The organism is Micromonospora sp. NPDC126480 (assembly GCF_040302465.1).
Lineage (GTDB): Bacteria > Actinomycetota > Actinomycetes > Mycobacteriales > Micromonosporaceae > Micromonospora.
The window spans coordinates 1-23,087 of the sequence record NZ_JBEORU010000048.1; the positions used below are offsets into that span (position 1 = coordinate 1).

22 protein-coding genes and 1 pseudogene are annotated in these 23,087 nt (G+C 73.2%); 7 read left to right on the forward strand and 16 right to left on the reverse strand.

The features are described from left to right. Positions 1 to 94: 94 nt before the first annotated feature. From ABTW87_RS29165 to ABTW87_RS29210, 10 genes and pseudogenes are all read right to left on the reverse strand, one after another. A pseudogene (locus tag ABTW87_RS29165) lies at positions 95 to 1,009 on the reverse strand (MFS transporter); the annotation flags it as partial. A gap of 55 nt (positions 1,010 to 1,064) precedes the next feature. Beyond that, positions 1,065 to 1,940, reverse strand: coding sequence for a lysophospholipid acyltransferase family protein (locus tag ABTW87_RS29170; protein ID WP_350654578.1), 876 nt, complete (start codon positions 1,938 to 1,940; stop codon positions 1,065 to 1,067). Positions 1,941 to 2,230: 290 nt separating this feature from the next. Next, positions 2,231 to 3,304 carry an NAD-dependent epimerase/dehydratase family protein gene (locus ABTW87_RS29175; protein ID WP_350654533.1) on the reverse strand — a complete coding sequence of 358 codons (1,074 nt, stop codon included), beginning with the start codon at positions 3,302 to 3,304 and terminating at the stop codon, positions 2,231 to 2,233. A gap of 120 nt (positions 3,305 to 3,424) precedes the next feature. Then, positions 3,425 to 3,526 carry a 30S ribosomal protein bS22 gene (locus tag ABTW87_RS29180; RefSeq protein ID WP_007465623.1) on the reverse strand — a complete coding sequence of 34 codons (102 nt, stop codon included), beginning with the start codon at positions 3,524 to 3,526 and terminating at the stop codon, positions 3,425 to 3,427. A gap of 215 nt (positions 3,527 to 3,741) precedes the next feature. After that, positions 3,742 to 3,951 carry a helix-turn-helix domain-containing protein gene (locus ABTW87_RS29185; protein ID WP_007465625.1) on the reverse strand — a complete coding sequence of 70 codons (210 nt, stop codon included), beginning with the start codon at positions 3,949 to 3,951 and terminating at the stop codon, positions 3,742 to 3,744. 192 nt (positions 3,952 to 4,143) lie between these two features. After that, on the reverse strand, positions 4,144 to 5,328 hold the full coding sequence (locus ABTW87_RS29190; RefSeq protein WP_350654534.1) for an ABC transporter permease: 1,185 nt from the start codon (positions 5,326 to 5,328) through the stop codon (positions 4,144 to 4,146). Further along, positions 5,325 to 6,179 carry an ABC transporter ATP-binding protein gene (locus tag ABTW87_RS29195; RefSeq protein WP_350654535.1) on the reverse strand — a complete coding sequence of 285 codons (855 nt, stop codon included), beginning with the start codon at positions 6,177 to 6,179 and terminating at the stop codon, positions 5,325 to 5,327. The genes ABTW87_RS29190 and ABTW87_RS29195 overlap by 4 nt, the downstream gene beginning before the upstream one ends. Continuing rightward, positions 6,176 to 7,570 carry an efflux RND transporter periplasmic adaptor subunit gene (locus ABTW87_RS29200; protein WP_350654536.1) on the reverse strand — a complete coding sequence of 465 codons (1,395 nt, stop codon included), beginning with the start codon at positions 7,568 to 7,570 and terminating at the stop codon, positions 6,176 to 6,178. Before ABTW87_RS29200 ends, ABTW87_RS29195 begins: the two co-directional genes overlap by 4 nt. Before the next feature lie 46 nt (positions 7,571 to 7,616). Then, positions 7,617 to 8,984, reverse strand: coding sequence for a hypothetical protein (locus tag ABTW87_RS29205; RefSeq protein ID WP_350654537.1), 1,368 nt, complete (start codon positions 8,982 to 8,984; stop codon positions 7,617 to 7,619). Between the two features lie 87 nt (positions 8,985 to 9,071). Beyond that, positions 9,072 to 9,992, reverse strand: a complete 921-nt coding sequence (locus ABTW87_RS29210; protein WP_350654539.1) for a proline dehydrogenase family protein — start codon at positions 9,990 to 9,992, stop codon at positions 9,072 to 9,074. Between the two features lie 78 nt (positions 9,993 to 10,070). Between ABTW87_RS29210 and ABTW87_RS29215 the strand changes: the two genes are divergently transcribed. Genes ABTW87_RS29215 through ABTW87_RS29225 form a run of 3 tightly spaced genes read left to right on the forward strand, consistent with a single transcriptional unit; the run spans position 10,071 to position 12,115 of the window. After that, on the forward strand, positions 10,071 to 10,340 hold the full coding sequence (locus ABTW87_RS29215; protein WP_350654540.1) for a hypothetical protein: 270 nt from the start codon (positions 10,071 to 10,073) through the stop codon (positions 10,338 to 10,340). 1 nt (position 10,341) lies between these two features. After that, positions 10,342 to 11,508 (forward strand): glutathionylspermidine synthase family protein, encoded by a 1,167-nt coding sequence (locus tag ABTW87_RS29220; RefSeq protein ID WP_350654542.1) that lies wholly within the window; start codon positions 10,342 to 10,344, stop codon positions 11,506 to 11,508. Between the two features lie 19 nt (positions 11,509 to 11,527). Next, complete coding sequence (locus ABTW87_RS29225) at positions 11,528 to 12,115, forward strand: CGNR zinc finger domain-containing protein (RefSeq protein ID WP_350654543.1); 588 nt, start codon at positions 11,528 to 11,530, stop codon at positions 12,113 to 12,115. 57 nt (positions 12,116 to 12,172) lie between these two features. Here the strand turns inward: ABTW87_RS29225 and ABTW87_RS29230 are convergent, their stop codons facing one another. Together ABTW87_RS29230 and ABTW87_RS29235 are read right to left on the reverse strand one after the other, a co-directional pair. After that, complete coding sequence (locus ABTW87_RS29230) at positions 12,173 to 12,979, reverse strand: sugar phosphate isomerase/epimerase family protein (RefSeq protein ID WP_350654545.1); 807 nt, start codon at positions 12,977 to 12,979, stop codon at positions 12,173 to 12,175. A gap of 75 nt (positions 12,980 to 13,054) precedes the next feature. Then, a complete protein-coding gene (locus tag ABTW87_RS29235) occupies positions 13,055 to 13,999 on the reverse strand; it encodes a Ppx/GppA phosphatase family protein (RefSeq protein WP_350654546.1) in 945 nt (314 codons plus the stop codon). A gap of 74 nt (positions 14,000 to 14,073) precedes the next feature. On the opposite strand from ABTW87_RS29235, the gene ABTW87_RS29240 reads away from it, so the two are divergent. Continuing rightward, positions 14,074 to 14,883 carry a DUF3109 family protein gene (locus tag ABTW87_RS29240; RefSeq protein ID WP_350654547.1) on the forward strand — a complete coding sequence of 270 codons (810 nt, stop codon included), beginning with the start codon at positions 14,074 to 14,076 and terminating at the stop codon, positions 14,881 to 14,883. 59 nt (positions 14,884 to 14,942) lie between these two features. On the opposite strand, the gene ABTW87_RS29245 is transcribed toward ABTW87_RS29240, so the two are convergent. Together ABTW87_RS29245 and ABTW87_RS29250 are read right to left on the reverse strand one after the other, a co-directional pair. Then, on the reverse strand, positions 14,943 to 15,626 hold the full coding sequence (locus ABTW87_RS29245) for a response regulator (protein ID WP_350654548.1): 684 nt from the start codon (positions 15,624 to 15,626) through the stop codon (positions 14,943 to 14,945). Between the two features lie 20 nt (positions 15,627 to 15,646). Further along, positions 15,647 to 16,936, reverse strand: a complete 1,290-nt coding sequence (locus ABTW87_RS29250; protein ID WP_350654549.1) for a sensor histidine kinase — start codon at positions 16,934 to 16,936, stop codon at positions 15,647 to 15,649. Positions 16,937 to 17,134: 198 nt separating this feature from the next. On the opposite strand from ABTW87_RS29250, the gene phoU reads away from it, so the two are divergent. Next, positions 17,135 to 17,779, forward strand: coding sequence for a phosphate signaling complex protein PhoU (gene phoU, locus ABTW87_RS29255; protein ID WP_350654551.1), 645 nt, complete (start codon positions 17,135 to 17,137; stop codon positions 17,777 to 17,779). Between the two features lie 68 nt (positions 17,780 to 17,847). Here phoU and ABTW87_RS29260 read toward each other — a convergent pair whose 3' ends face one another. Beyond that, positions 17,848 to 18,615, reverse strand: coding sequence for a phosphoglyceromutase (locus ABTW87_RS29260; protein ID WP_350654552.1), 768 nt, complete (start codon positions 18,613 to 18,615; stop codon positions 17,848 to 17,850). 152 nt (positions 18,616 to 18,767) lie between these two features. Here ABTW87_RS29260 and ABTW87_RS29265 point away from each other — a divergent pair, with 152 nt between their 5' ends. After that, positions 18,768 to 20,132, forward strand: a complete 1,365-nt coding sequence (locus ABTW87_RS29265) for an MDR family MFS transporter (protein ID WP_350654553.1) — start codon at positions 18,768 to 18,770, stop codon at positions 20,130 to 20,132. 86 nt (positions 20,133 to 20,218) lie between these two features. Beyond that, positions 20,219 to 21,511 (forward strand): MFS transporter, encoded by a 1,293-nt coding sequence (locus ABTW87_RS29270; protein WP_350654554.1) that lies wholly within the window; start codon positions 20,219 to 20,221, stop codon positions 21,509 to 21,511. Between the two features lie 353 nt (positions 21,512 to 21,864). Here ABTW87_RS29270 and ABTW87_RS29275 read toward each other — a convergent pair whose 3' ends face one another. Next, the gene (locus tag ABTW87_RS29275) at positions 21,865 to 23,040 is read right to left on the reverse strand and encodes a hypothetical protein (protein WP_502891668.1); all 1,176 of its coding nucleotides are present in this window, start codon (positions 23,038 to 23,040) and stop codon (positions 21,865 to 21,867) included. Positions 23,041 to 23,087 lie beyond the last annotated feature (47 nt).

Genomic DNA, 23,087 nt, shown 5'->3' on the forward strand with positions numbered 1-23,087 from the left:
TTCTTGCTCGACACAAGTTGATCTACCAGGAGTCCCGTTCCCACTATCCAGCAGGGGTTGACCCGCCGATCACAGCCCTAACGCAACGGCGTTGATGTGTGAGGGTCTCGATGATCAGCCCGACGCGCATGATGTCGCCGAGGCTCACCCGGCGGGTGAGCCACCCGTACCCGACGGTGCCGAGCAGCCCGCCGACCGCCGTCACGGTGCTGAGCAGGCCGAATCCGACCGGCCCGAGATCCAGGCGGTCGCTGGCGTAGAGCACCAGGACCGACCAGGCCGCGCCGAAGGTGATGTTGAAGACCAGGACGGTGAGGCAGAGCGTCCGGACGGCCGGGTGGCGGACGGTCCACCGGAATCCCTCGACGACGTCCCGCCGGACGCTCCGGGTCGCCTCCGGCGCAGCCGGGCCGCGCGGCGGCAGCGACACCCGGGACACCAGCAGCAACCCGGCCGTCACGAGGACGGTCTCGGCGGCGAAGGGCCAGGACCGGCCGGCCGCGAAGAGTGCCGCACCGATCGCCGGGCCGGCCAACTGGTTGAGCGTGATGAAGCCGGCCAGGACGCGGGCGTTGGCGATCGCCAGGTCCTCCCGGCGCACCAGCATCGGGGTGAGCGTGCCCGTCGTGTTGTCGGCGAAGACCTCGGCGGTGGCCAGCAGGCCCAGCGCCAGCAGCGCCCCGAGAACCGAGACCCGGTCGGCCACCAGGGCCAGGGCCAGCACGCCCAGCACGGCCACCCGGACCGCGTTCGCCACAAGCACGATCCGCCGCCGGTCGAGCCGGTCGGAGAGGACGCCGGCGTACAGGCCGAAGACCATCGGCGGCGCCCACCGCAGCAGCGCCGCGAACGACACCAGGATGGGATTGTCGGTCAGCGACGCCACCAGCAGCGGCCCGGCGGCCACCGCGATCCCGTCGCCCAGGTTCGTCGCCCACGAGGACGCCACCAACCAGCGGAAACCGCTCCCCAACCGGGTCGGCACGAGTGCCTCGACGAGTCTGCTCACATCCCGGGGACCGTACGGGCCGGCGCGCCGGACCGCACCCGGATTACCGGACCCGTCACGGGCCGAACGGGTCCGGCCGGCGTTCCAGCAGCCGGTGCAGCGCCTGCTGGATGGTCTCCCGTACCTGGTCGCCGAGGTTGAACACGACGAGCGGGTCGTCCGCCGACTCGGTCAGGTGCGCGGTGGGGATCGGCGGGCAGAACTCGATCAGCCACTTGCTCGGCAGCGGCACCATGCCCAGCGGGCCGAGCCACGGGAACGTCGGCGTGATCGGGAAGTACGGGAGCTTGAGCAGGCGCGCGAGCGGCTTGACGTCGGCGAGCATCGGGTAGGTCTCCTCGGCCCCGACGATCGCCACCGGCACGATCGGGGTGCCGGTGCGCAGTGCCGCCGACACGAAGCCACCCCGGCCGAAGCGTTGCAGCTTGTAGCGCTCCGCGTACAGCTTGCCGACACCCTTGAAGCCCTCGGGGAACACACCGACCAGTTCGCCGGAGCCGAGCAGGCGCTCCGCGTCCGGGTTGCAGGCCACCGTACCGCCGGTCTTGCGGGCGATCTCGGACACCACCGGCATCCGGAAGACCAGGTCCGCGCCGAGCAGCCGGAGGAACCGGCGCTGCGGGTGCCGGTCGTGCAGCACGGCCGAGAGGATCAGCGCGTCCAGGGCGACCGTGCCGGAGTGGTTCCCGACGACGAGGCCGGCGCCCTCGGCGGGCACGTTCTCGATGCCGGTGACCTCGGTGCGGAACCAGTCGCGGTAGAGCAGCCTCAGCAGCGGGTGGAACACCGCCTCGGTGATCTGCGGGTCGAAGCCGAACTCGTCGACCTCGTAGTCGCCGGAGAGCCGCCGCCGCAGGAACGCCAGGGCGCCCGCCACCTTCCGGTCCCAGTGGTCACCGGGCCGGTCCGGCACCGCGGGCCCGACCGCCATACCGGCGTCCGCGGCCGGCTCGTCGGTCGCCGCCGGCTCGTCCGTCGCGGCGAGGTCCGGCTCGTCCGTCGCGGCGAGGTCCGGCTCGTCCGGCCGCGTCACCGGCTCGTCGGTCGCCGACGTGTCCGGCTCGTCGGGGGCGCCCGCCGGCTGGGCCACCGAGGCCGGGCCGGCCGTGGCGACCCGCCGGTGTCCGTTGGCCCGGGCCGGCTCCGCCGCCGGGTCCGGCACGGTCAGGGGTACGTCGTAGCGGCCGTCGCCTCCGCCGGGCTCGCGCCCGGTCCGGCCGCTCACGACCGCTCCCGGACGGCGGCGCGGACCTGTCGGATGCCGTCGAGCACCAGCCGCTCGGCCGCGGCGAGCTGGCCCCGGGTCACCACGGCCCCGCCGTGGTGCGCACGGATGAAGTCGTCGAACGCGGCGGCGGTGGAGCGCGGCGTGAAGCGGTACTCCCGCTCCAGCCGGCCGGTGTCCACCACCCGGCCGTGCACGAAAAGGTCGACCTGGTCGAGCCCGTAACGGCCGAAGCCGAGGCTGCGGGCGAGCGCCGCGGCTCCGGACAGGCCCGGCTCCAGCACCGGCACCGCGACCCGGCCGGCCCGCCGGATGGCCTGGGAGAGCGCGAGCACGCCGGGACCGGCGACGTTGTAGGTGCCGGGGTGGTCCTCGACGATCGACCGGTGCAGCACCTCCAGCGCGTCGTCGAAGTGCAGGAACTGCAACCGGGGGTCGCGGCCGAAGACGGTGGGCACCACCGGCTGGGAGAAGTACCGGGTGAGGGTGGTGTCGGCGGTCGAACCGATGAACGGCGCGAACCGCAGGACCGTGGCGGTCACGTCGGGCCGGCGGCGGCGGAAACCTCGCACGTACCCTTCGATGTCCAGGATGTCCCGGCCGAAACCGCCGCGCGGCACCTCGCGTGGCTCGGTCTCCTCGGTGAAGACGGCCGGGTCGCGGAACGAGGCCCCGTACGCGGCGGTCGACGAGCGGACGACGAGCTTGCGCAGCCGGGGCGCGCGCTGGGCGGCGGCGAGCAGCTGCATCGTGCCGATGACGTTCTGCTCCTTCATCGCCGCGCGGCCGCCGTGCTGCGGATCCGGTGCGGTGGCCAGGGCGAGGTGAACCACGGCGTCGACGTCGAGGTCGGTGAGCAGGCCGCCGATCGAACCGGCGTCCACGCGGACCCGCTCGACCCGGTCCAGCAGATCAGTGAGTTCCGCGCCGGGCTCGGGCGGGTCGACGCCGATGACCCGCTCGATCCGCGGGTCGGCGGCGAGCCGGGCGGCGACGTGGGCACCGAGGTAGCGGCTCACCCCGGTCACGACGACGACCCCCGGAGCACCAGGGGTGCCACCGGGGGTCATGTGTCGCACCGTCCCCGGCAGGCGGGATCGAGCCGGGGCGTCCACGGCCTGATCACCTGAGCCCTCCGAGGGTCGACAGATGGCAAGTGACGGGGGCTGCCGGGCCGCGCCCGGCACCGGTCACTTGCCGAGACGGCGACGCTGGACGCGGGTCTTGCGCAGCAGCTTGCGGTGCTTCTTCTTAGCCATGCGCTTGCGGCGCTTCTTGACCACCGAGCCCATACGACAGCCTTTCGATGCAACGTGCGGGGCGGACCGGCTGACGCCACGGATGACGCCCGCGACCGCTTGCGGACAACGGACCGGACCAGCGGGACGGGCGGCGGAGCGCGTCTGCGGTCACGGTCGGGGTCCAGGGTAGCCGGAGAGCGTCAGCAGGACCAACGCGGCCCCTCGATGCCCGTCACGCCGGCCGGTCCGTCCGCCCCGGCGGAGGCTCAGGCGGTCTCCTGAAAGGCACCGCGCAGGTATTCGTGCACGGCGTGCTCGGGCACCCGGAACGACCGGCCGACCCGGACCGCGGTGAGCTCACCGCTGTGCACCAGGCGGTACACCGTCATCTTCGACACCCGCATGACCGTCGCCACCTCGGCGACGGTCAGGAACTTGACCTCCGACAGCCGACCGTCGGACTGCGACCCGGCCATGGCTCACCGACCCATCCCATGCCCGGCGCGTCCCATCCGGCGGGGAGCTTCCGCCCGGACCGGCGACGCGCGTGTTACCAGTACGGTAGCGGGGCGGCTGTGACCGGCGCGATCCCTTCGTACAACTGATCATAATTCGCACGCGCGTCCGACCGGTTGTTACGTCGTTGAACACCTGGCGTCCGGTTCAGCTCATTCCGACCGAAGCGCCACGACCGGGTCGAGCCGCCCGGCCCGTTGGGCGGGCACCACGCCGAACACGATCCCGACCCCGGCGGAGACACCGAACGCCAGCGCCAGCGACCACCAGGTGACCGCGGCCGGGACCGGTGACACCGCCGCCACGGCCAGTGCCGTGCCGACCCCGAGCGCCATGCCGGTCAGGCCGCCGATCGAAGTGAGCAGGACCGCCTCCAGCAGGAACTGCACGCCGATGTCGCGCGGCCGGGCACCGACCGCCTTGCGCAGGCCGATCTCCCGCGTCCGCTCGCGGACCGAGACCAGCATGATGTTGGAGACGCCGACGCCGCCGACGAGCAGCGAGATGCCGGCGATCGCGGCCAGCACGCCGGTGAGGATGCCCAGGATGTCGCCGAGGACGCCGAGGATCTGCTTCTGGGTGACGGCGCTGAACTCGGTGCCCGGATGCCGGCGGCCCAGCTCTCGGACGATCCGATCCCCCAGCTCCTCGATGCGCTCCCGGTCCGGCGCCTTCACCGCGATGCCGTCGATCCGTTGGGTGCCGTACAGCCGCTGGGCGGCGGTGACCGGTACGTGGACCTCGTCGTCCCGGTCCACGCCCAGGCTCTGGCCGAGCGGGGCGAACACCCCGATCACCCGGAACCGCACCCCGGAGACGGTGACCTGCTGGCCGACCGGGTCCCGGTCCGGGAAGAGCGCCCGGGCCACCGACGCGCCCAGCACCGCCACCCGCCGGCTGGTGTCCACGTCGGACCCGGTCAGGTAGCGGCCCCGGGACAGCTCGCGGGTGAAGACACTCGGTGTCGTCTCCAGTACGCCCTGCACGGTGCTGAAGTCCGACCGGCTGCCCGCCCGCACGGTCGCGCCGGAGGCGACGGTCACCGCCACCCGGTCCGGGTCACCGACCACCCGGGCGACGACGTCGACATCGTCCAGGGTCAGCGGCGAGAGCGCGGGCGCGGAGCCCACGTCGAGGCGGCCGGGTACGACCAGCAGCAGGTTGGAGCCGAGCCCCTCGACCTGCTGCTCGACCTTCTGCTTGGTGCCGGTGCCGATCGCCACCAGGATCACCACCGAGGCCACCCCGATGATCACGCCGAGCATGGTCAGCGCGCTGCGCAGCCGGTTCGCCCGCAGCGCGTCGAGCGCCACCCGCCAGGCCTCGGCCAGCCTCACGGCTCGTCCACCCCGCGGCGCCCGGTGGCCCCGGCGGCGCCACCGGTGCCACCGGACGGGCGTCCCGGACCGCTTCCGGACGCGGACCGGGACTCCGCGCTGGGAGCGGGCACCAGTGTGTCAGGTGGCCCGCCGGCATCCCGCACCGGTCGATCATGGCGCTCGCCCGCGCTGTCGGCGACCACGATCCCGTCCCGCATCGCGATCCGGCGCCGGGCCCGCGCCGCCACATCGTTGTCGTGGGTGACCAGCACCAGCGCCACGCCTGACTCGGCGTTGAGCCGCTCCAGGAGCTCCAGCACGGTCGCACCGGTCGCGGTGTCGAGGTTGCCGGTGGGCTCGTCGGCGAGCAGCACCGCCGGGTCGGTGACGAGTGCCCGGGCGATCGCGACGCGCTGCTGCTCACCGCCGGAGAGCTGGTTGGGCCGGTGGTCGAGCCGGTGCCCCAGACCGACCCGGCCCAACATGGCGGCGGCCCGGTCGCGCCGCTGCCGCGCGCTAATCCCCCGGTAGACCAGGGGCAGCGCCACGTTGTCCACCGCCGACGTGCGGGGCAGCAGGTGGAAGGCCTGGAAGACGAAACCGATCGTCTCGTTGCGCAGCGTCGCCAGCTCGGCGGCGGAGAGGCTGGTGACGTCGCGTCCACCGATCGACAGCCGGCCGGCGGTCGGCCGGTCCAGCCCGCCGAGCAGGTGCATGAGGGTGGACTTGCCGGAGCCGGACGGCCCGACGAGGGCCACGTAGTCGCCCGGCGCGACGGCCAGCGACACCCCGCGCAGGGCCGGCACCGAGACACCGTCGAGCTGGTACGTGCGGGACACGTCCACGGCCTCGATCGCCGGCGCGGTCACCCCAGCTCCTGGCCGTCGCGGACCTGGTCGGCGCCCCGGACCACGACCCGGTCACCGGCCTGCACCCCGCTCAGGATCTGCACCAGGTCCTGGCCCTGCACACCCACCGTCACCGGCGCCCGCTCGGCCCGGCCCTCCCGCACCACCCAGACCACGTCCCGCCCGTCGGCGGAGAAGACGGCCGACGCGGGCACCGTGACCGCGTCGACGGCTTCGCGTACCTGGAGACGGACCACCGCGTTCATGCCCGGACGCGGGGCCGGCGCCACCTCCCCCTCGCCGAAGCGACCCGCGCCGAGCGCCAGCCGCACCCGGTAACCCACGCCGCCCCGGGCCGAGGTGGTGGGCAGGACGTCCACCGACCGGACCGTCGCCTCGTACGTGGCGCCGGGCAGCGCGTCCAGCTCGACGGTGGCGGCCAGCCCCGCCTTCACCAGCAGCACGTCGGTCTCGTCCACCTCTGCGAGCAGCCCCAACTCACCGGTGTCGACGACGGTCAGCACCGGCGTACCGGCGGTGACCAGGCCGCCCAGCGGGACGGCGGTGTCCACCCCGGGCGGTGGGACGGCCGGTGCGGCGCCGAGTGTCGACGGGTCCAGCCCGCCGGCCGCGCCGTTGCCGCCCAGCAACCCGGCCAGCGCCTCCGGGGTGACCCCACCACCCGTCGCCGTACCACCCGCCTGGACGACACCGGCGATCGGGGCGCGCAGCGTCAACGCGTCGACGGTCGCCCTCGCCAGGTCGTACGCCTGCTGGGCCTGCAGCCGCTGGGCGGTGGCCAGCGCGCCGACGGCGCTGTTGAGATCACGCACGCCGCGCTGCACCGCGCGGACCGCCCGGTCGGCCGCCCGCGCCGCGGCCTCGTACCGCTTCTGGGCGTCCCGGACCTGGAGCAGCAACGCCTCCCGCAGCTCCGGATCGCTGATCTTCGTGGCGGCGGCGCGGGCCGCCGCGTACGTCTCGTCGGCGGCCCGGTCGGTGCCGCGCAGCCCGCCGGACAGGTCCCCACCGCCGCCGCGGCCGGCCCGTTTGGCGGCGGCGAGCGCCTCCTTCGCCTGCCGGAGCCGCTCCTGTGCCTGTGGCGAGTCGATGACGGCGAGCACCTGGCCACGGCGCACCCGCTGACCGGGCTGGACGCGCAGGCTGGTGAGCGTCCCGCCGGCGGCGGCGGTCAGGGTGGCGGCGGCACGGGCGGTGACGGTGGCCGGCGCGTCGACGACCTCGGCCACGGCGGTCCGGCCGGCGGCGGCGAGGGCGACCGGCGTCTCCTCGCCATCGCAGGACGCGGCGGTGGTGCCGGTGAGGACGACGATCGCGAGGAGGGCGGTGAGCAGGCGGGGCCGCGGGAAGCTGTGGGGCCGCGGCTGGTCGGTGCGGCGCACGCGCCCCATGGTACGAGGCCGCCCCGACGGTGCGGCGACGCGACGTCCCGGACGATCAGTCCGCGACGCCCCGGATGTACTTGACGCAGTCGGCGTGCAGAGTGGACCACGGCACGCCGAGGACGGCCTCGGAGGTCTGCCGCGGGATCCGGCGATCGTGCACGACCGCCTTGACGAAGGCGAACACCCGCTCCTCACCGAACCGGTCGACGAGGTACCGCACGGCCAGGTACGCGATGCCGTAGCTGCCGGTCACCCGCGCGTCCGGGTCATCCTCGCCGGGCGCGACGGTGTCCAGCTTCCGGTCCCAGCCCCGGTTGACCAGCCGCCGCGTCGCGCTCAGGCCGAAGTACCGGCTGATCGCCCGCCCGTCGGCGCCCGCGTACTCGGCGAGTCCCTCGACCAGCCACCACGTCGACTCGTCCCGGTAGTCGTGGTCCGGCAGCGAGGCGGCATGCGCCAGCTCGTGCCGGAGCAGCTCGTCCAGGCCCGCCGGGGTGTACCGGTCGTCCTTCACCACGATCTCGCGGTGGCCGCCGCCGATGCCGATCGCGTACCCGGCAGCCCAGTCCGGCTGCCGGCCGCCGTACCAGCGCTTCCACTCCTTCGGGCCGGCGTAGTAGATCCGGTACCGGTCGGGCCGGTCGCCGGCCACCACGTACTGGTCGGCGACCTTGGCCGCCGCCTCCGCCCGGGCCAGCAGTTCCGGCAGCCGCTTACGGAACTGCGGCGTGGTCGCCACAAGCGTGCGTTTGCCCATTACGGCGACGAGTTGGCTCATCTCCCAGGGCAGGGAGCCGACCTGGTCCATCCGTCCGGGCAGGTACTGGTCGGGGCTCGACCTCGCCATCTCGAGCAGCCGGGGCTGCGCGCCGCTGTCGCGCCACCGGGTCTCGACGAACAGCGAGCTGGGCCGGCAGTCCGGCACCGCGAAGCAGTACTGGAACTCGACGGTCAACCGCCACTCGCCAGGCCGGCCGGCCTGGGTCGGCAGCCCCTTCGGGCGGGCCTGCCAACCGCTCACCCGCAGCGCCCGCAGCGTCGCGAACCGGCGGCTCAGGTCGGTGTGCAGGCCCCGTTCGGCGATCGCGAGGAAGCCCGCCCGGTCGCCGCGGAGCAGCGCGGCGGACTGCCGGTCCAGCTGCCCGGTGATCCGGGCGGCGAACTGCCGAGCGGCCCGGGTGGTCGGGTTCTCGGCCCGCGCGACGACGCCGGGCGACGTCCGGCTCTCGGCGCCGCGGACGGCGCTGGCCGGCACCGCCAGTCCGGCGGCCACCAGCAGGACCACGACGAGCGCGGTCCACAGCGGCCAGCGCCGGCGCGGTCGCCGGTTCGGCGGCGGAGTCGCTTCCGGTCCGGTCTCCGGATCGGGCGTGGCGGACGTCGTCGACTGGCCTTCGGCCACCGGCTCCCCGTGTGTCACGCGGCGAAGGGTACGGCCCGGTGCCGGCCCGTACCGCGCCGGGGCCGGCCGGTGACCGGGTGTACCGGGGGCGTCGCCGAGCGGCGGCTACTTCCGGCTGGTCACGGCGCGGGCGAAGAAGGCCAGGTTGGCGGGGCGCTCGGCCAGGCGGCGCATCAGGTAGCCGTACCACTGGTCGCCGTACGGCACGTACGTCCGCACCGTGTAGCCCTCGCCGACCAGGCGGGCCTGCTCCGCCGGCCGGATGCCGTAGAGCATCTGGAACTCGAACCGTTCCGGGCCACGGTCGAACCACCGGGCCCGGTCCTCGCCGATCGCGATCAGGCGCGGGTCGTGGGTGGCCAGCATCGGGTACCCGGCACCGGACATCAGGATGTTCAGGCAGCGGACGTACGACTTGTCGACCTCGCGGGCGGACTGGTAGGCCACCGACTCGGGCTCCTTGTACGCGCCCTTGCACAGCCGCACCCGTGACCCGGCGCCGGCCAGCTCGCGGCAGTCCGACTCGGTCCGGCGCAGGTACGCCTGCAGCACCGCACCGGTCGACGGGAAGTCCTTGCGCAGCTTGGCGAGGATGTCCAGGGTCGAGTCGGTGGTGGTGTGGTCCTCCATGTCGAGGGTGACAGTCGTGCCCGCCGTGTCGGCCGCGGCGCAGATCGCCCGCGCGTTGTCGTACGCCAACTGCTCGTCGAACGCCTGCCCGAGCGCGGAGAGCTTGACGCTGACCTCGGCGGCCGGGGTGAGGCCGGCGGCGGCGAGCGACCTCAGCAGTTTCAGGTACTCGTCCCGGGTGGCGTTGGCCTGGTCGGGGGTGACGGTGTCCTCGCCGAGGTGGTCGAGGGTGACCGCGAGACCGTCGTCGACGAGTTCGCGGGTCGCGCGCAACGCGTCGTCGGTCTGGGCGCCGGCGACGAACCGGCGCACGACGTCCCGGGTGAACGGGGCCGTCGCGACGAGCCGCTCGACCTGGGATGACCGGGAAGCGGCGAGAATGACGGAACGGAGCATGAGCTGAGCGTAACGCCAGCGCCGGTACGCCCGGGCAGGGGACGACAGGGCTGGCGTCCATCGGTTACAACCATGGGCGTGACCGAACACCCCCGCCGCCGGCTGCGGTCGGCCTCCGTGCAACTCGGCGCGCTCACCGCCCTGACGCTCGCGCTGTCCGGCTGCAACATGACGTCCGACGACGACGATGACGACTGTGCCCTGGGGCCGGTCGGCGGTGGTGACACGGTCGCGCTGGCGCTGCGGGTCCCGGAGACCGGCGCCGGCCGCGCCGCACCCGAGGCGGCCCCCGCCGCGCTGCCGGACCGCGGTGGCTTCGGCACCCACCTCGCCGCCTGCGGCGGCTGAGATGCGCCGCACGGCGACCACGCCCCGCCCCGACTGGGACGCCACGATCCGGTCGCAGGGCCTGGTGTACGTCGACACCGAACTCCCCGACGGCGGGGTCATGTCGTACTGGGACGAGACCGCGGCGTACGCCTTCGACCTGGCCGAGGTGCTGCGGCTCGAGGAGGCGACGGAGGAGCTGCACCGGATGTCCGTGGCGGCCGCCGGGCACGTGGTGGCCCGCGGCCGGTACGCGGAGTTCGGCATCCCGGAGTGGGCGGCCGAGGCGGTCGCCCGGTCGCTGCGCGAGTCACCGCCGACCCTCTACGGCCGGTTCGACCTCTGGTACGACGGCAGCTGGCCGCCGAAGCTGCTGGAGTACAACGCCGACACCCCGACCGCGCTTGTCGAGGCGAGCATCGTGCAGTGGTACTGGCTGGAGGACACCCGGCCGGAGCTGGACCAGTGGAACAGCCTGCACGAGCGCCTGGTGACGGCCTGGGCCAAGATCGGCGCGGGCCTGCACGACCGCCGGGTGCACGTCGTCTGGTCGGACGAGGAGGAGTCGGGCGAGGACCACATGACCGCCGGCTACCTGGCCGAGACCGCCCGGCAGGCCGGCCTGGAGGTGGAGCTGCTGCCCATCCGGCAGGTCGGCTGGGACGGCCGCCGGTTCGTCGACGCCGCCGACCGCCCGATCACCACCTGCTTCAAGCTCTATCCCTGGGAGTGGATGGTCGCCGAGCCGTACGGGCGGCCGGCGCTGGAGCCGGGCACCCCGACCACCTGGATCGAGCCGGCGTGGAAGCTGCTCCTGTCGAACAAGGCGCTGCTGGCCGTGCTCTGGGAGCTGTACCCGGGGCACGACCTGCTGCTGCCGGCGTACCTGGACTCGCCGCGCGGAATGTCCGAATATGTGGCCAAGCCGCTGCTCGGCCGGGAAGGCGGGTCGGTCCGGATCGTGACCGGCGACACCGAGATCGTCAACCCGGGGATCTACGGCGACGAGGGCTGGTGTTACCAGGAGTTCCGGGCGCTGCCCGAGTTCGCGGGCAACCGGACGGTACTGGGCAGCTGGATCGTCGACGGCGAGTCGGCCGGCGCGGGCGTACGGGAGAGCGCGAGTCTGATCACCGACGGTTACGCGCGGTTCCTGCCGCACTACATCGACGCGCCGCGCACCGCGTGAGTCGTCTACCGTTGGTGGGGTGAACTTCGACGCGTACGCCCGGACCGGCGTTGACCTCGTCAACGCCCGCCTGGACGACCTCGACGCCCTCCGGTCCCTCTTCCCCGACGACAACGCGTGGATGCGCGACGAGGTGTCGGAGCGGGACCTCGCGATCTTCCGGCGCGCACAGAAGCGTCTGCGCGACGTCTTCGAGTACGGCACCTCCGGGCGCGACACCCAGGCGGTCGCTGAGCTGAACGCGCTGCTGGAGGCGTATCCGGTGCAGCCGCGCATCTCCGGGCACGACTCCAGTGACTGGCACATGCACGTCACCAGCCGGGGCGCCTCGGTGAGCGCCGAATACCTGGCCGGTGCCGTCTGGGGCCTGTCGGTGTGGCTCTGCGAGTACGGCAGCGCCCGGTTCGGTGTCTGTGCGGACGAGCGCTGCGGCAACGTCTACCTGGACACCTCGTCGAACTGCTGCCGGCGGTTCTGCTCCGAGCGGTGCGCCACGCGCTCCCACGTGGCCGCGCACCGGGCCCGGAAGCGGGCCGCGATCGGCGAGCAGGTCCCGGTGGCGGCGCAGGCCGGCGCCCCGGTCGAGCGCCTGACGCCGGTCAGCTGACCCCCGCCGTCCCGTCCGGTCGGCCACCGCCGTCCGGCCGGTCCGGCCTGCGTGCGGTCAGGCGTCGACCGGGGACGGGGTGCCGAGGTGCTGGCGGGCGAACTCCAGCGCGGCCCGTAGATCCGCCTCGCGGACCGCGCGGCTCTTCGCGCCCCGGGTCGACACCTCGACCGCCACCGAGCCGGTGAAGTCGCGCCCGGCCAGCGACCGCAGCAGCTCGGCGCAGGGCTGGTTGCCCCGCCCGGGGACGAGGTGCTCGTCACGGCCCTCGCCGGTGCCGTCGCCGAGGTGGACGTGCGCCAGCTTGGCGCCCATCCGGTCGGCCATCGCCAGCGAATCGGTGTGTGACGCGGCGCAGTGGGAGATGTCGAGGGTGTAGGAGTCGTACCCGGCCTCGGTGGGGTCCCAGCCGGGGACGTACGGGACGAACTGCCGGCCGGCCATCCGCACCGGGTACATGTTCTCCACCGGGAAGAGCACCCCGTCGAAGCGCTCGGCGACGTCGTGCAGCCCTTCGGCGAAGTTGCGCGCGTAGTCCCGCTGCCACGTGAACGGCGGGTGCACCACCACGGTCGGCGCGCCGAGGGTCTCGGCCAGTTCGCCGGAGCGGCGCAGCCGCTCCCACGGGTCGGGGCTCCACACCCGCTGGGTGACCAGCAGGCACGGCGCGTGAACGGAGAGCACCGGCACGCCGTAGTGCTTGGCGAGCCCGGCGAGGGCGCCGGCGTCCTGGCTGACGGCGTCGGTCCAGACCATGACCTCGACGCCGTCGTAGCCGAGCGCGGCGGCGAGTTGGAACGCCGCCGCGGTCCGCTCGGGGAAGACCGACGAGGTGGACAGGAGCACCGGGACGCGGGAAGTCACACCCCCGAGGGTAGCGGGCGTCGATGGGGATCTTCAGGACGAGCTTCCGCAAACCGCACCGATCGCGTGCGCACGTCACATCGGCGCGAGTTGATCAAGTCGGCGCAGGATGACCCCCTCACGCAGCGCCCACGGACAGATGTCCAGCGTGTCGATGTCCAGGCGGCGCAGCACGGCGTCGGCGACGACCGCACCGGCCACCAGTTGGTGGGCGCGGCCGACGCTCACCCCGTCCAGTTCGACGAGCTGCGCCGGGGGAATGTGCCGGATGAAGCCGAGCACCTGCCGCAGCCCGGAGCGGGTGAGCCGGCGGCGGGCCCACAGGCCCGCGCCCGAGGGGGCGGCCCCGGCGAGGCGGGCCAGGGTGCGGAACGTCTTCGAGGTGGCGACCGGCCGGTCCCAGCCCACCTCGACCAGTTCGCCGGCCACCGCGTCGAGCTGGCCTTCCACGTACTCCCGCAACTCCTCCACCAGCTCGGCCGCCGGCGGGGTGGCGCTGTCCGGGGTGAGCCGGAGGCGGTCGCGCGTGAGCCGGCCGGCACCCAGCGGCAGCGAGAAGGCCGCGTCCGGATCCTCGTCGATGCCCGCCGCGATCTCCAGCGAGCCGCCGCCGATGTCGAGCACCAGCAGCCGCCCCGCCGACCAACCGAACCAGCGCCGCACCGCGAGGAAGGTCATCCGGGCCTCGTCCGCGCCGGCCAGGACCTCCAGGCGTACGCCGGTCTCGTCGCGGACCCGCGTCAGCACCTCGGCCGAGTTGGTCGCGTCCCGCACCGCCGACGTGGCGAAGGCCAACAGATCGTCGGTGTCCAGGCCGGCCGCGGCCTCCTTCGCCAGCCCGACCGCCTTGACCAGGGCGTCCGCGCCGGCGTCGGTGAGCGCGCCGTCCGGGCCGATCTGCTCGGCCAGCCGCAGGACCGACTTCTCCGAGTGCGCCGGCCAGGGGTGGGCACCGCGGTGGGCGTCGACCACCAGCAGGTGCACGGTGTTGGACCCGACGTCGAGGACACCCAGCCGCATGGTGCACACAGTAGGGGAAACCGGTTCGGCCGGCTCGCCGGCCCGGCGGCCCCACCGCGCGTACGCTGGGCCGGGTGACAGGGCAGATCGAACTCCACGTGCTTGTGGACGACCCGGACGACCCGCGCAGCCGGGAGGTCCCGCTGGACTTCCCCCGCGAGTGGATCGAGTTCGTCGACCCGGCCGACGAGAAGCACGTCGTGCGGGCCGACCTGACCTGGCTGCTGTCCCGGTGGACCTGCGTCTTCGGGCGAGGCTGCCACGGGATCGTCGCCGGCCGGGCGTCCGACGGCTGCTGTTCGCACGGCGCGTTCTTCACCGACTCCGACGACGAGAAGCGGGTCCGGGCCGCGGTCAAGCGGCTGACCCCGGAGACCTGGCAGCACCACCGGCGGGGCTTCCGGAACTGGACGGAGAACGACACGGTCGACGGCAAGACCCCCGCCCGGCGGACGGCCACCCAGGGCGGGGACGGCCCCTGCGTCTTCCTGAACGACGCCGACTTCCCGGCCGGCGGCGGCTGCGCACTGCACGCCCAGGCGCTGCGCGACGGCGTGCACCCGCTGGAGTACAAGCCGGACGTCTGCTGGCAGTTGCCGGTCCGCCGTGACCAGGAATGGGTCAAACGACCGGACAACACGAAGGTGCTGGTCTCCACGCTCGCGGAGTTCGACCGCCGGGGCTGGGGGGCCGGCGGGCACGACCTGGACTGGTGGTGCACCTCGTCGACCGACGCGCACGTCGGCGCCGAGCCGATGTACATGTCGTACGGGCCTGAGCTGACCGCCCTGATCGGCGCGCCCGCGTACGCGAAGCTCGCCGAGCTGTGCGCCACCCGCGTCCGGCAGGGTCTGGTCGCCCCCCATCCCGCCGACCCGTCCTGACCCACCCGCGACGTGCCGGCGGGACACCTGCTCGCGGCGGGCCCCGGCCGACGGTCAGGTCACGGCTCGAACTTGTAGCCCAGACCGCGGACCGTGACGATGTAGCGCGGAGCGGACGGCTCCGGTTCGATCTTGGAACGCAGGCGCTTCACGTGGACGTCGAGCGTCTTGGTGTCGCCGACGTAGTCCGCGCCCCAGACCCGGTCGATCAGCTGGCCACGGGTCAGCACCCGACCGGCGTTGCGCAGCAGCAGCTCCAGCAGCTCGAACTCCTTGAGCGGCAGCTGCACGGCAGCCCCGTCGACGGTGACCACGTGCCGCTCGATGTCCATCCGGACCGGGCCGGCGGCCAGCGTCGGCGCGCCGGGCTCCGCCGCCTCGGCGCTCTGCCGGCGCAGCACCGCACGAATGCGGGCCACGAGCTCACGCGGCGAGTACGGCTTGGTCACGTAGTCGTCGGCGCCGATCTCCAGGCCGACCACCTTGTCGATCTCGCTGTCCCGCGCGGTGACCATGATGATCGGCACGTGCGAACGCTGCCGGAGCTGCCGGCACACCTCGGTGCCCGACATCTCGGGCAGCATCAGGTCCAGCAGCACGATGTCCGCGCCGGTCCGGTCGAACTCGGTGAGGGCGGAGGGGCCGGTCGCGGCGACCGAGACCTCGAAGCCCTCCTTGCGGAGCATGTACGACAGGGCGTCGGAGAACGACTCCTCGTCCTCGACCACCAGAACGCGGCTCAACGAATGTCCTTTCCTTGCTGTCAGACCTGCCGGAGCTCGGCCGGACCGGCCTCGATCCCAGCGGAGGGGGGTATCACCAGCAGGTCGTCCGGTGGACGGGCGGGCAGCCGGAGGGTGAACGTCGACCCCCCACCAAGAGTGCTCTCGACCTCGACCCGTCCGCCATGGTTGCTGGCGATGTGCTTGACGATGGCGAGCCCGAGGCCGGTGCCGCCGGTCGCCCGGGACCGGGCCTGGTCCGCCCGGTAGAACCGCTCGAAGATCCGGTCCACGTCGGTCGGGGCGATGCCGATGCCCTGGTCCGCGACGGAGATCGTGACGTGCTCGTCGTCCGCCCGCGCGGTGATCCGGACCGTGGTGTCCTCGCCCGAGTAGTTGATGGCGTTCTCGACCAGATTCGACACGGCGGTGGCGAGCTGGGTGTCGCTGCCGTACACGGTCAGTCCCCGCTCGCCCTCGACGGCCACGTCGATGCGGCGGGCGCTGGCGCTGGTCCGCGTCCGGTCCACCACCTCGGCGACCAGCCAGTCCACGGCGACGGGCTCCGGCGCGGGTTGCGGCTCGGCGCCCTGCAACCGGGTCAGCTCCAGCAGTTCCTGCACCAACCGGCCCAGCCGGGTCGACTCGTGCTGGATCCGCTCGGCGAACCGCCGCGCGGCCACCAGGTCCTCGGCGAGGTCCGGTTGCTCCCCGGCAGCCGGGCCGGTGGCGTCCAGCAGCGCTTCGGCGAGCAGTTGCAGTGCCCCGATCGGGGTCTTCAACTCGTGGCTGACGTTGGCCACGAAGTCCCGCCGCACCCGGGCCAGCCGGTGCGACTCGGTCACGTCGGCCGCCTCCACGGCGACGTACCCGGCCCCCAGACCGATCGCCCGCAGGTGCACCCCCAGCGGGTTCTCCACGGCGCTGTCGCGGCCCCGGGGCAGGTCCAGCTCGATCTCGCGGCGCACACCGGTGCGCCGCACCTGCCCGGCGAGCGTACGGATCAGCGGGTGGGCGGCGATCGAGCCCGGAGTGGGGCCGGTGCGGAGCAGCCCCATCGCGCGGGACGCCGGGTTGACCAGGACGGGAACGTCGTCGGAGTCGAGCACCACGACGCCGACCTGGAGGGAGTCGATCGTCCGGCGGCCGAGGCCGGTACGCGGGTCCTCGCCTATCGCGGGCCTCCCCCTGCTCCGAAGGAAGCCGGACCAGCGGCTCCCGGTCGAGGTGGAGCGGCCCCGGGCGGCCTCGGCGAACCGGGGCAGCAGCAGCCCCGCCGCCAGCCCGGCCACCAGACCGACGGCCACGGCGACCGTCACCACCCACTCCACGCGGCGATCGTAGGGTCATCGTTAACCTGGCGACCGCCCATAGCGGGACGAAACCCGCTCGCTTCCGAGAATGTTCATCGTCACGTCCGGTGTCGTTCACCGGGGTTCACCTGCGATCCGTCCGCGCCGCCTACCGTGGGCCGCGCACCCGCTTCCCGCCGCCGACTGCCGGCGGCACTCGACCACAGGACGTGATCCATGCGCGCGGAGTTCCAGGCCGACCTGCAGCTCGTCAGCCAGTTGCTGGTGGACATGGCGGAGGGGGTCCGGGCCGCGATGCGGCAGGCCACCCGTGCCCTGCTCACCGCCGACCGGGCGGCGGCGCAGACGGTGATCGACGGGGACGCGGAGATCGACGGCCTCTACCGCGACGTCGAGGAGCGCGTCTGCGACCTGCTCGCCCGGCAGGCCCCGGTCGCCTCCGACCTGCGCATGATGATCACCGCCCTGCACGTCGCCGCCGACCTGGAACGCATGGGCGACCTCGCCGACCACGTCGCGAAGACGGCGCTGCGGCGGCACCCGTCGCCGGCCGTGCCGGCGGAACTCCGGCCGATCTTCACCGACATGGCGGCCATCGCCGACCGGATGGGCGGCAAGATCGCCGGCGTCCTGGCGAAGCCCGACGCCGACCTGGCCGCCGAACTGGACCACGACGACGACGCCATGGACGACCTGCACCGCAGCCTCTTCAACGTGCTGCTCGGCGACGACTGGCCGTACGGGGTGGAGACGGCGATCGACGCGACGCTGCTCGGGCGCTTCTACGAGCGCTTCGCCGACCACGCGGTCAACGCCGGCGAGCACGTCGTCTACCTCATCACCGGCGAACCCACCACCTGAGGTGAAAGGAAGGGCCCCCTCTTAACGCCTGGCGTTGTAAAGGGGGCCCCGGTTAACACTCGACGGCGTCAGCGTCCCTGGTTCGCCACCGCGGCAGCGGCGTCCTTCGCCGCCTCCGGGTCCAGGTAGGTGCCGCCGACCTTGTGCGGCCGCAGCTCGGAATCGAGGTCGTAGCGGAGCGGGATGCCGGTCGGGATGTTCAGCTTGGCGATCGCCTCGTCGCTGATCTGGTCGAGGTGCTTTACCAGGGCGCGCAGCGAGTTGCCGTGGGCGGCCACCAGGACCGTCCGGCCGGCCAGGATGTCCGGCACGATCGAGTCGTACCAGTACGGCAGCATCCGCTCGACGACGTCCTTGAGGCACTCCGTGCGGGGCATCAGCTCGCTCGGCAGCAGCTTGTAGCGCGGGTCGCCGACCTGCGACCACTCGTCGTCGTCCGCGATCGGCGGCGGCGGGGTGTCGTACGAGCGGCGCCAGAGCATGAACTGCTCCTCGCCGTACTCGTCGAGGGTCTGCTTCTTGTTCTTGCCCTGCAGGGCGCCGTAGTGGCGCTCGTTGAGCCGCCACGACCGGCGCACCGCGATCCAGTGCCGGTCGGCGGCGTCCAGCGCCAGCTCGGCGGTGCGGATCGCCCGCCGCAGCAGGCTGGTGTGCACCACGTCCGGCAGCAGCCCGTGCTCGCGCAGCAACTCGCCGCCGCGGCGCGCCTCGGTCTCGCCCTTCTCGGTCAGGTCCACGTCGACCCAGCCGGTGAAGAGGTTCTTGGCGTTCCAGTCGCTCTCGCCGTGCCGCAGCAGGACCAGCGTTCCGACGGTGGGTCCATCGCTAGCAGTCATGCGGATCATCCTGCCGCACCGCCCGGTCGGCCGCTCGGGAAGGGTGGTGACGACCACCACGTGGAAAACCCGGTGACCGGCGTTCCCGGCCGGCACTAGGTTGTAAGGCGCTGCCAGCAGGCCGGTCATTACGGGGAGCGGGGGACGCCGACGTGCGGACGATGCGGGGTTGGTTACAGGACACGGCCGGCGGTCTGCCCCGGACCTTCTGGTACCTGTGGGGCGGCACCCTGATCAACCGGCTCGGCTCGTTCGTCCTGGTCTTCCTCGCCATCTACCTCACCCAGGAGCGGGGCTTCTCCGCCGCGCAGGCCGGCCTGGTCATCGGGCTCTGGGGCGTCGGCGGCGCGGTCGGCACCACCATCGGCGGCACGCTCACCGACCGCTGGGGCCGCCGGCCGACCCTGCTCACCGCCCACCTCGGCGCCGCGAGCATGATGCTGGCCCTCGGCTTCGCCCGGGAGCTGGAGCTGGTGGCGCTCGGCGCCCTGCTGCTCGGCCTGTTCGCCGAGGCGGCCCGGCCGGCGTTCGGCGCCATGATGATCGACGTCGTGCCGGAGAAGGACCGGCTCCGGGCGTTCTCCCTGAACTACTGGGCGATCAACCTCGGCTTCGCCTGCGCGGCCATCCTCGCCGGCGTCGCGGCCGAGGCCGGCTACCTGCTGCTGTTCCTGGTGGACGCGGCCACCACACTGGTCACCGCGCTGATCATCTTCCTCAAGGTGGGTGAGACCCGCCGCCCCGTCACGATCACCGCCGGGCGGTCGGCGGCGCCGGCCAGGGCGCTGCGCACCATCCTGTCCGACCGGGTCTACCTCGGCTTCGTGACGTTGAACCTGTTCGGGGCGCTGGTCTTCCTCCAGCACATCTCGATGCTGCCGATCGCCATGGGCGACTCCGGGCTCAGCCCCGCGACGTACGGCTCGGTGATCGCCCTCAACGGCGTACTCATCGTTGTCGGCCAGCTCTTCGTCCCCCGGCTGATCAGGGGCCGCAGCCGCTCACACGTGCTCGCCCTGGCGGCGGTGGTGATGGGCGTCGGGTTCGGCCTGACCGCGTTCGCCGAGACCGCGTGGTTCTACGGCCTGACCGTGCTGATCTGGACCGTCGGCGAGATGCTCAACTCGCCGTCCAACGCCACGCTCATCGCCGAGCTTTCACCAGGCGAGCTGCGTGGCCGCTACCAGGGCGTCTTCTCGCTCTCCTGGCAGGTGGCCGGTGCCGTCGCACCGATCCTCGGCGGGCTGGTGCGGGAGCAGGCCGGCAACACGACGCTGTGGCTGAGCTGCGCCGTCATCGGCGGACTGATGGCGGTGGCGCACCTGGTCTCCGGGCCGGCCCGGGAGCGCCGGGCCGCCGCGCTACGGGTCGCGACCCGCCCGGTGGTGCCGGCCGTCGCGCTGCGCCCGTCCGCGCCGGAGGCCGGCGAGGCCGCCGCGACGGCACCGGCCGAGCCGCTCCCGGCCCGCGCCGACCGGGGTACGCCGGCCGGCTCGGTCGGCGCCGGCCAGTCGTGACGCGCGACACGCTGGCGCGGAAGGACTGATCTTCCTACGGTCGGGAACGGTTCGTTTAGGAAAGTGAACTGTTCAGGAGGCGACGGGTGCGAGCGCTGCGCGGCTGGCTGCACGACACTGCCGGCGGGCTCCCAGCCGTCTTCTGGTACCTCTGGGGCGGCCTGCTCATCAACCGGGCCGGCGCGTTCGCCATGCTCTTCCTCCCGCTGTACCTGACCGACGCACGCGGGGCGAGCGAGGCGCTGACCGGGACGGTCGTCGGGGCGTACGGGCTGGGTGGGGCGGCCGGGGTGCTGCTCGGTGGCGTGCTCGCCGACCGCTGGGGACGACGCTCCACCCTGCTCGCCGCGCACCTGGGCACGGCCGCCCTGATGGTGGCGCTCGCGTTCAGCCGGCACCTGGTGCTGATCGCGGTGCTCAGCGCACTGGTCGGGGTGGCCCACTCGATGCCGGGTCCCGCCTTCGTGGCGGCGATCGTGGACGTCGTACCCGAGGAGCGCCGCTCGCGGGCGTTCAACCTCCAGTTCTGGGCGTTCAACCTGGGCATGGCTGTCGCGTCGCTGCTCGCCGGGCTCCTCGCCGAGGCGAGCTTCCTCGCCCTGTTCCTGGTCGACGCCGGGGCCACCCTGACCGCGGCGGTGATCATCGCCTGGAAGGTGCCCGAGACGCTCGCCGACCGGAGACGCCCACCGATCCGGTCGACCCAGGCGGTCGACGGCGACCGGGGCCCCGGGCGGGTACGACGGCCGGGCCTGCACACCGCGCTGACCGACCGCGTGTTCCTCACCTTCGTCGGCCTGACCTTCGTGCTGGCCGTGCTGACCATGCAGACCTCCACGATCATGCCGCTCGCCATGCGCACGGACGAGCTGGGTCCCTCCGCGTACGGCGCGGTGGTGGCGCTGGGCGGGGTGCTCATCGTCGTCGGTCAGCTCTTCGTACCCCGCTTGATCGACGGGCACCGCAAGGACCGCGTCCTGGCCGTATCGACGGCGCTCCTGGCGCTGGGCTTCGCCGCCCTCGCGGTGGCCGACGACCTGGCCGTCTACCTGGCCGCGGCGGTGGTCTGGACGGTCGGGCAGATGCTGGCCGCGCCACCGAACGCCCAGATCAACGCCGACCTGGCCCCGCCCGAGCTGCGCGCCCGGTACCAGTCGGTCTTCTACCTCGCCTTCCCGGCGGCGTCCTTCGTGGCGCCGACACTCGGCGGGGTGAGCCTGCAGTACCTCGGCGACCGGCACTGGCTCGTGGTCGGCGGCCTGGGCCTGCTCGCCGCCGGTTGCCACCTGCTCGCCGGCCCGTCCCGGGAACGCCGGGTGGCCGCCCTGCGCCGGGCCGTCGCGACCCGGCGCGAACCGGCGCTCTCCGCCGAACGGTGACAGCGAAACGCCCACCACGGCTCGTGGTGGGCGTTCGCATCGTATGACCGGCGGCGGCGGGCGGCACTCACCCCCGTAAGCGGCGCCCGCTCGCGCCGCCGGTCCAAACAGGTGGCCACCGTCCCCCAACGGTGTTGTTCCACCCGTCCCCCGCACCTCGCTCGGTGCACGGATCTGATCGATCCTCCGCTCCCCCGAACGGATCCGAACGCAGCACGGTGCAATAAAGTTAGTTCGCCCGGAATGCGGATTCAACCTGAACCGGCTGTCTCGCCGGTCACAGCCCCGATGTCACCGCTGCCCGGTACAACTGTGGCCAACAGCGCATACCCGTCGACCATTCCCGCAAACACTCACGCGTCCTCCCGATCGGGTGACTCCGTCCGGAAGAAGTTGCTGGTCCGCCCGTCGCGCATCTGCTCCTGGTAGATCAGGTTCAGCTTCCGCAGATCGAACGTGTGGAACCACTCGTCCCAGGTGATCTCGCGTACCCGGCTGCTCTCCCGGTACCCCGGCATGTTGAAGGTGAGCACCCCCGCGCGGCCCTCCCGCTCGGTGCCGGCGATCGTCGCCGGCTTCGCGCCGCGCTGCTCCGCCCAGTGCCGGATCACGTCGTGGTCCGTGGTGACCAGGCTCCGGCCGGGACGCTCGGGCCGATCGGCCAGGGACGTGATGACCTGCGAGGACCGGACCGACCGCGACGAGGTCCGCCCGGTGCGTACGCCCGTGCGGGACGGGCCGGTCGCGGCCGCCGCCTGCCGCGCCGGCGTGGTCCTACTCGCTGGCGCGGTCTTCCGCGCTGGCGTGGCCCTGGCCGCGGTGGCCCTCGCCGCCGTGGTCCTGGCCGCCGCCGTACTCTTCCTCGCCGGCGCTTTCTTGGCTGCTGCCGTCGTCTTCCGCGTAGCCGGTGCCTTCTTCGCGGCCGGCGCCTTCTTCGCCGCCGCCGTCTTCCTTGCGGCCGTCGTCTTCTTCGCGGGCGCCTTCTTCGCGGGCGCCTTCTTCGCGGCGGGCGCCTTCTTCGCGGTCGTCGTCTTCCGCGTAGCCGTCGTCTTCCGCGCGGCCGTCGCCTTCCTTGCGGCCGTCGTCTTCTTCGCGGCGGGCGCCTTCTTCGCGGCCGCGGTCTTCTTCGCCGCCGCCTTGCGCGCGGCCGTCTTCTTGGCCGCCGCCCTCTTCGCGGGCGCCGCCTTGTTCGCTGGCGCCGCCTTGTTCGCCGGCGCGGCCTTCGTGGTACGTCCGGTCGCCCGCTTGGTCGCCGACGGGCGGCCCGCCGGGCCGGCGCTCGTGCGGGCCGCCCCGCCGGAGCGCCGCGCGGCCCGCAGGGTTCTCGCCAACGTCTGCACCAGTTCCGGCTTCCGCAGGGCGGCGACGCCGGACACCCCGTGCCGGCGCAGCTGCCCGCGGATCTCGTCCACCTTCATCCGGGCGATCTCGGCCTCGGACACCTGCGGAGTGTTCGGGGTCTGGTTTCCCGGCTGCCGCCCGGTCCGGGTCGCGGTCCCGCCGCGACCTGAGCTGCTTCGCTGAGCCATGGACGCTCACGCTCCTTGAGACAGTCCGTCCTCGGCGCGCGGCGGGT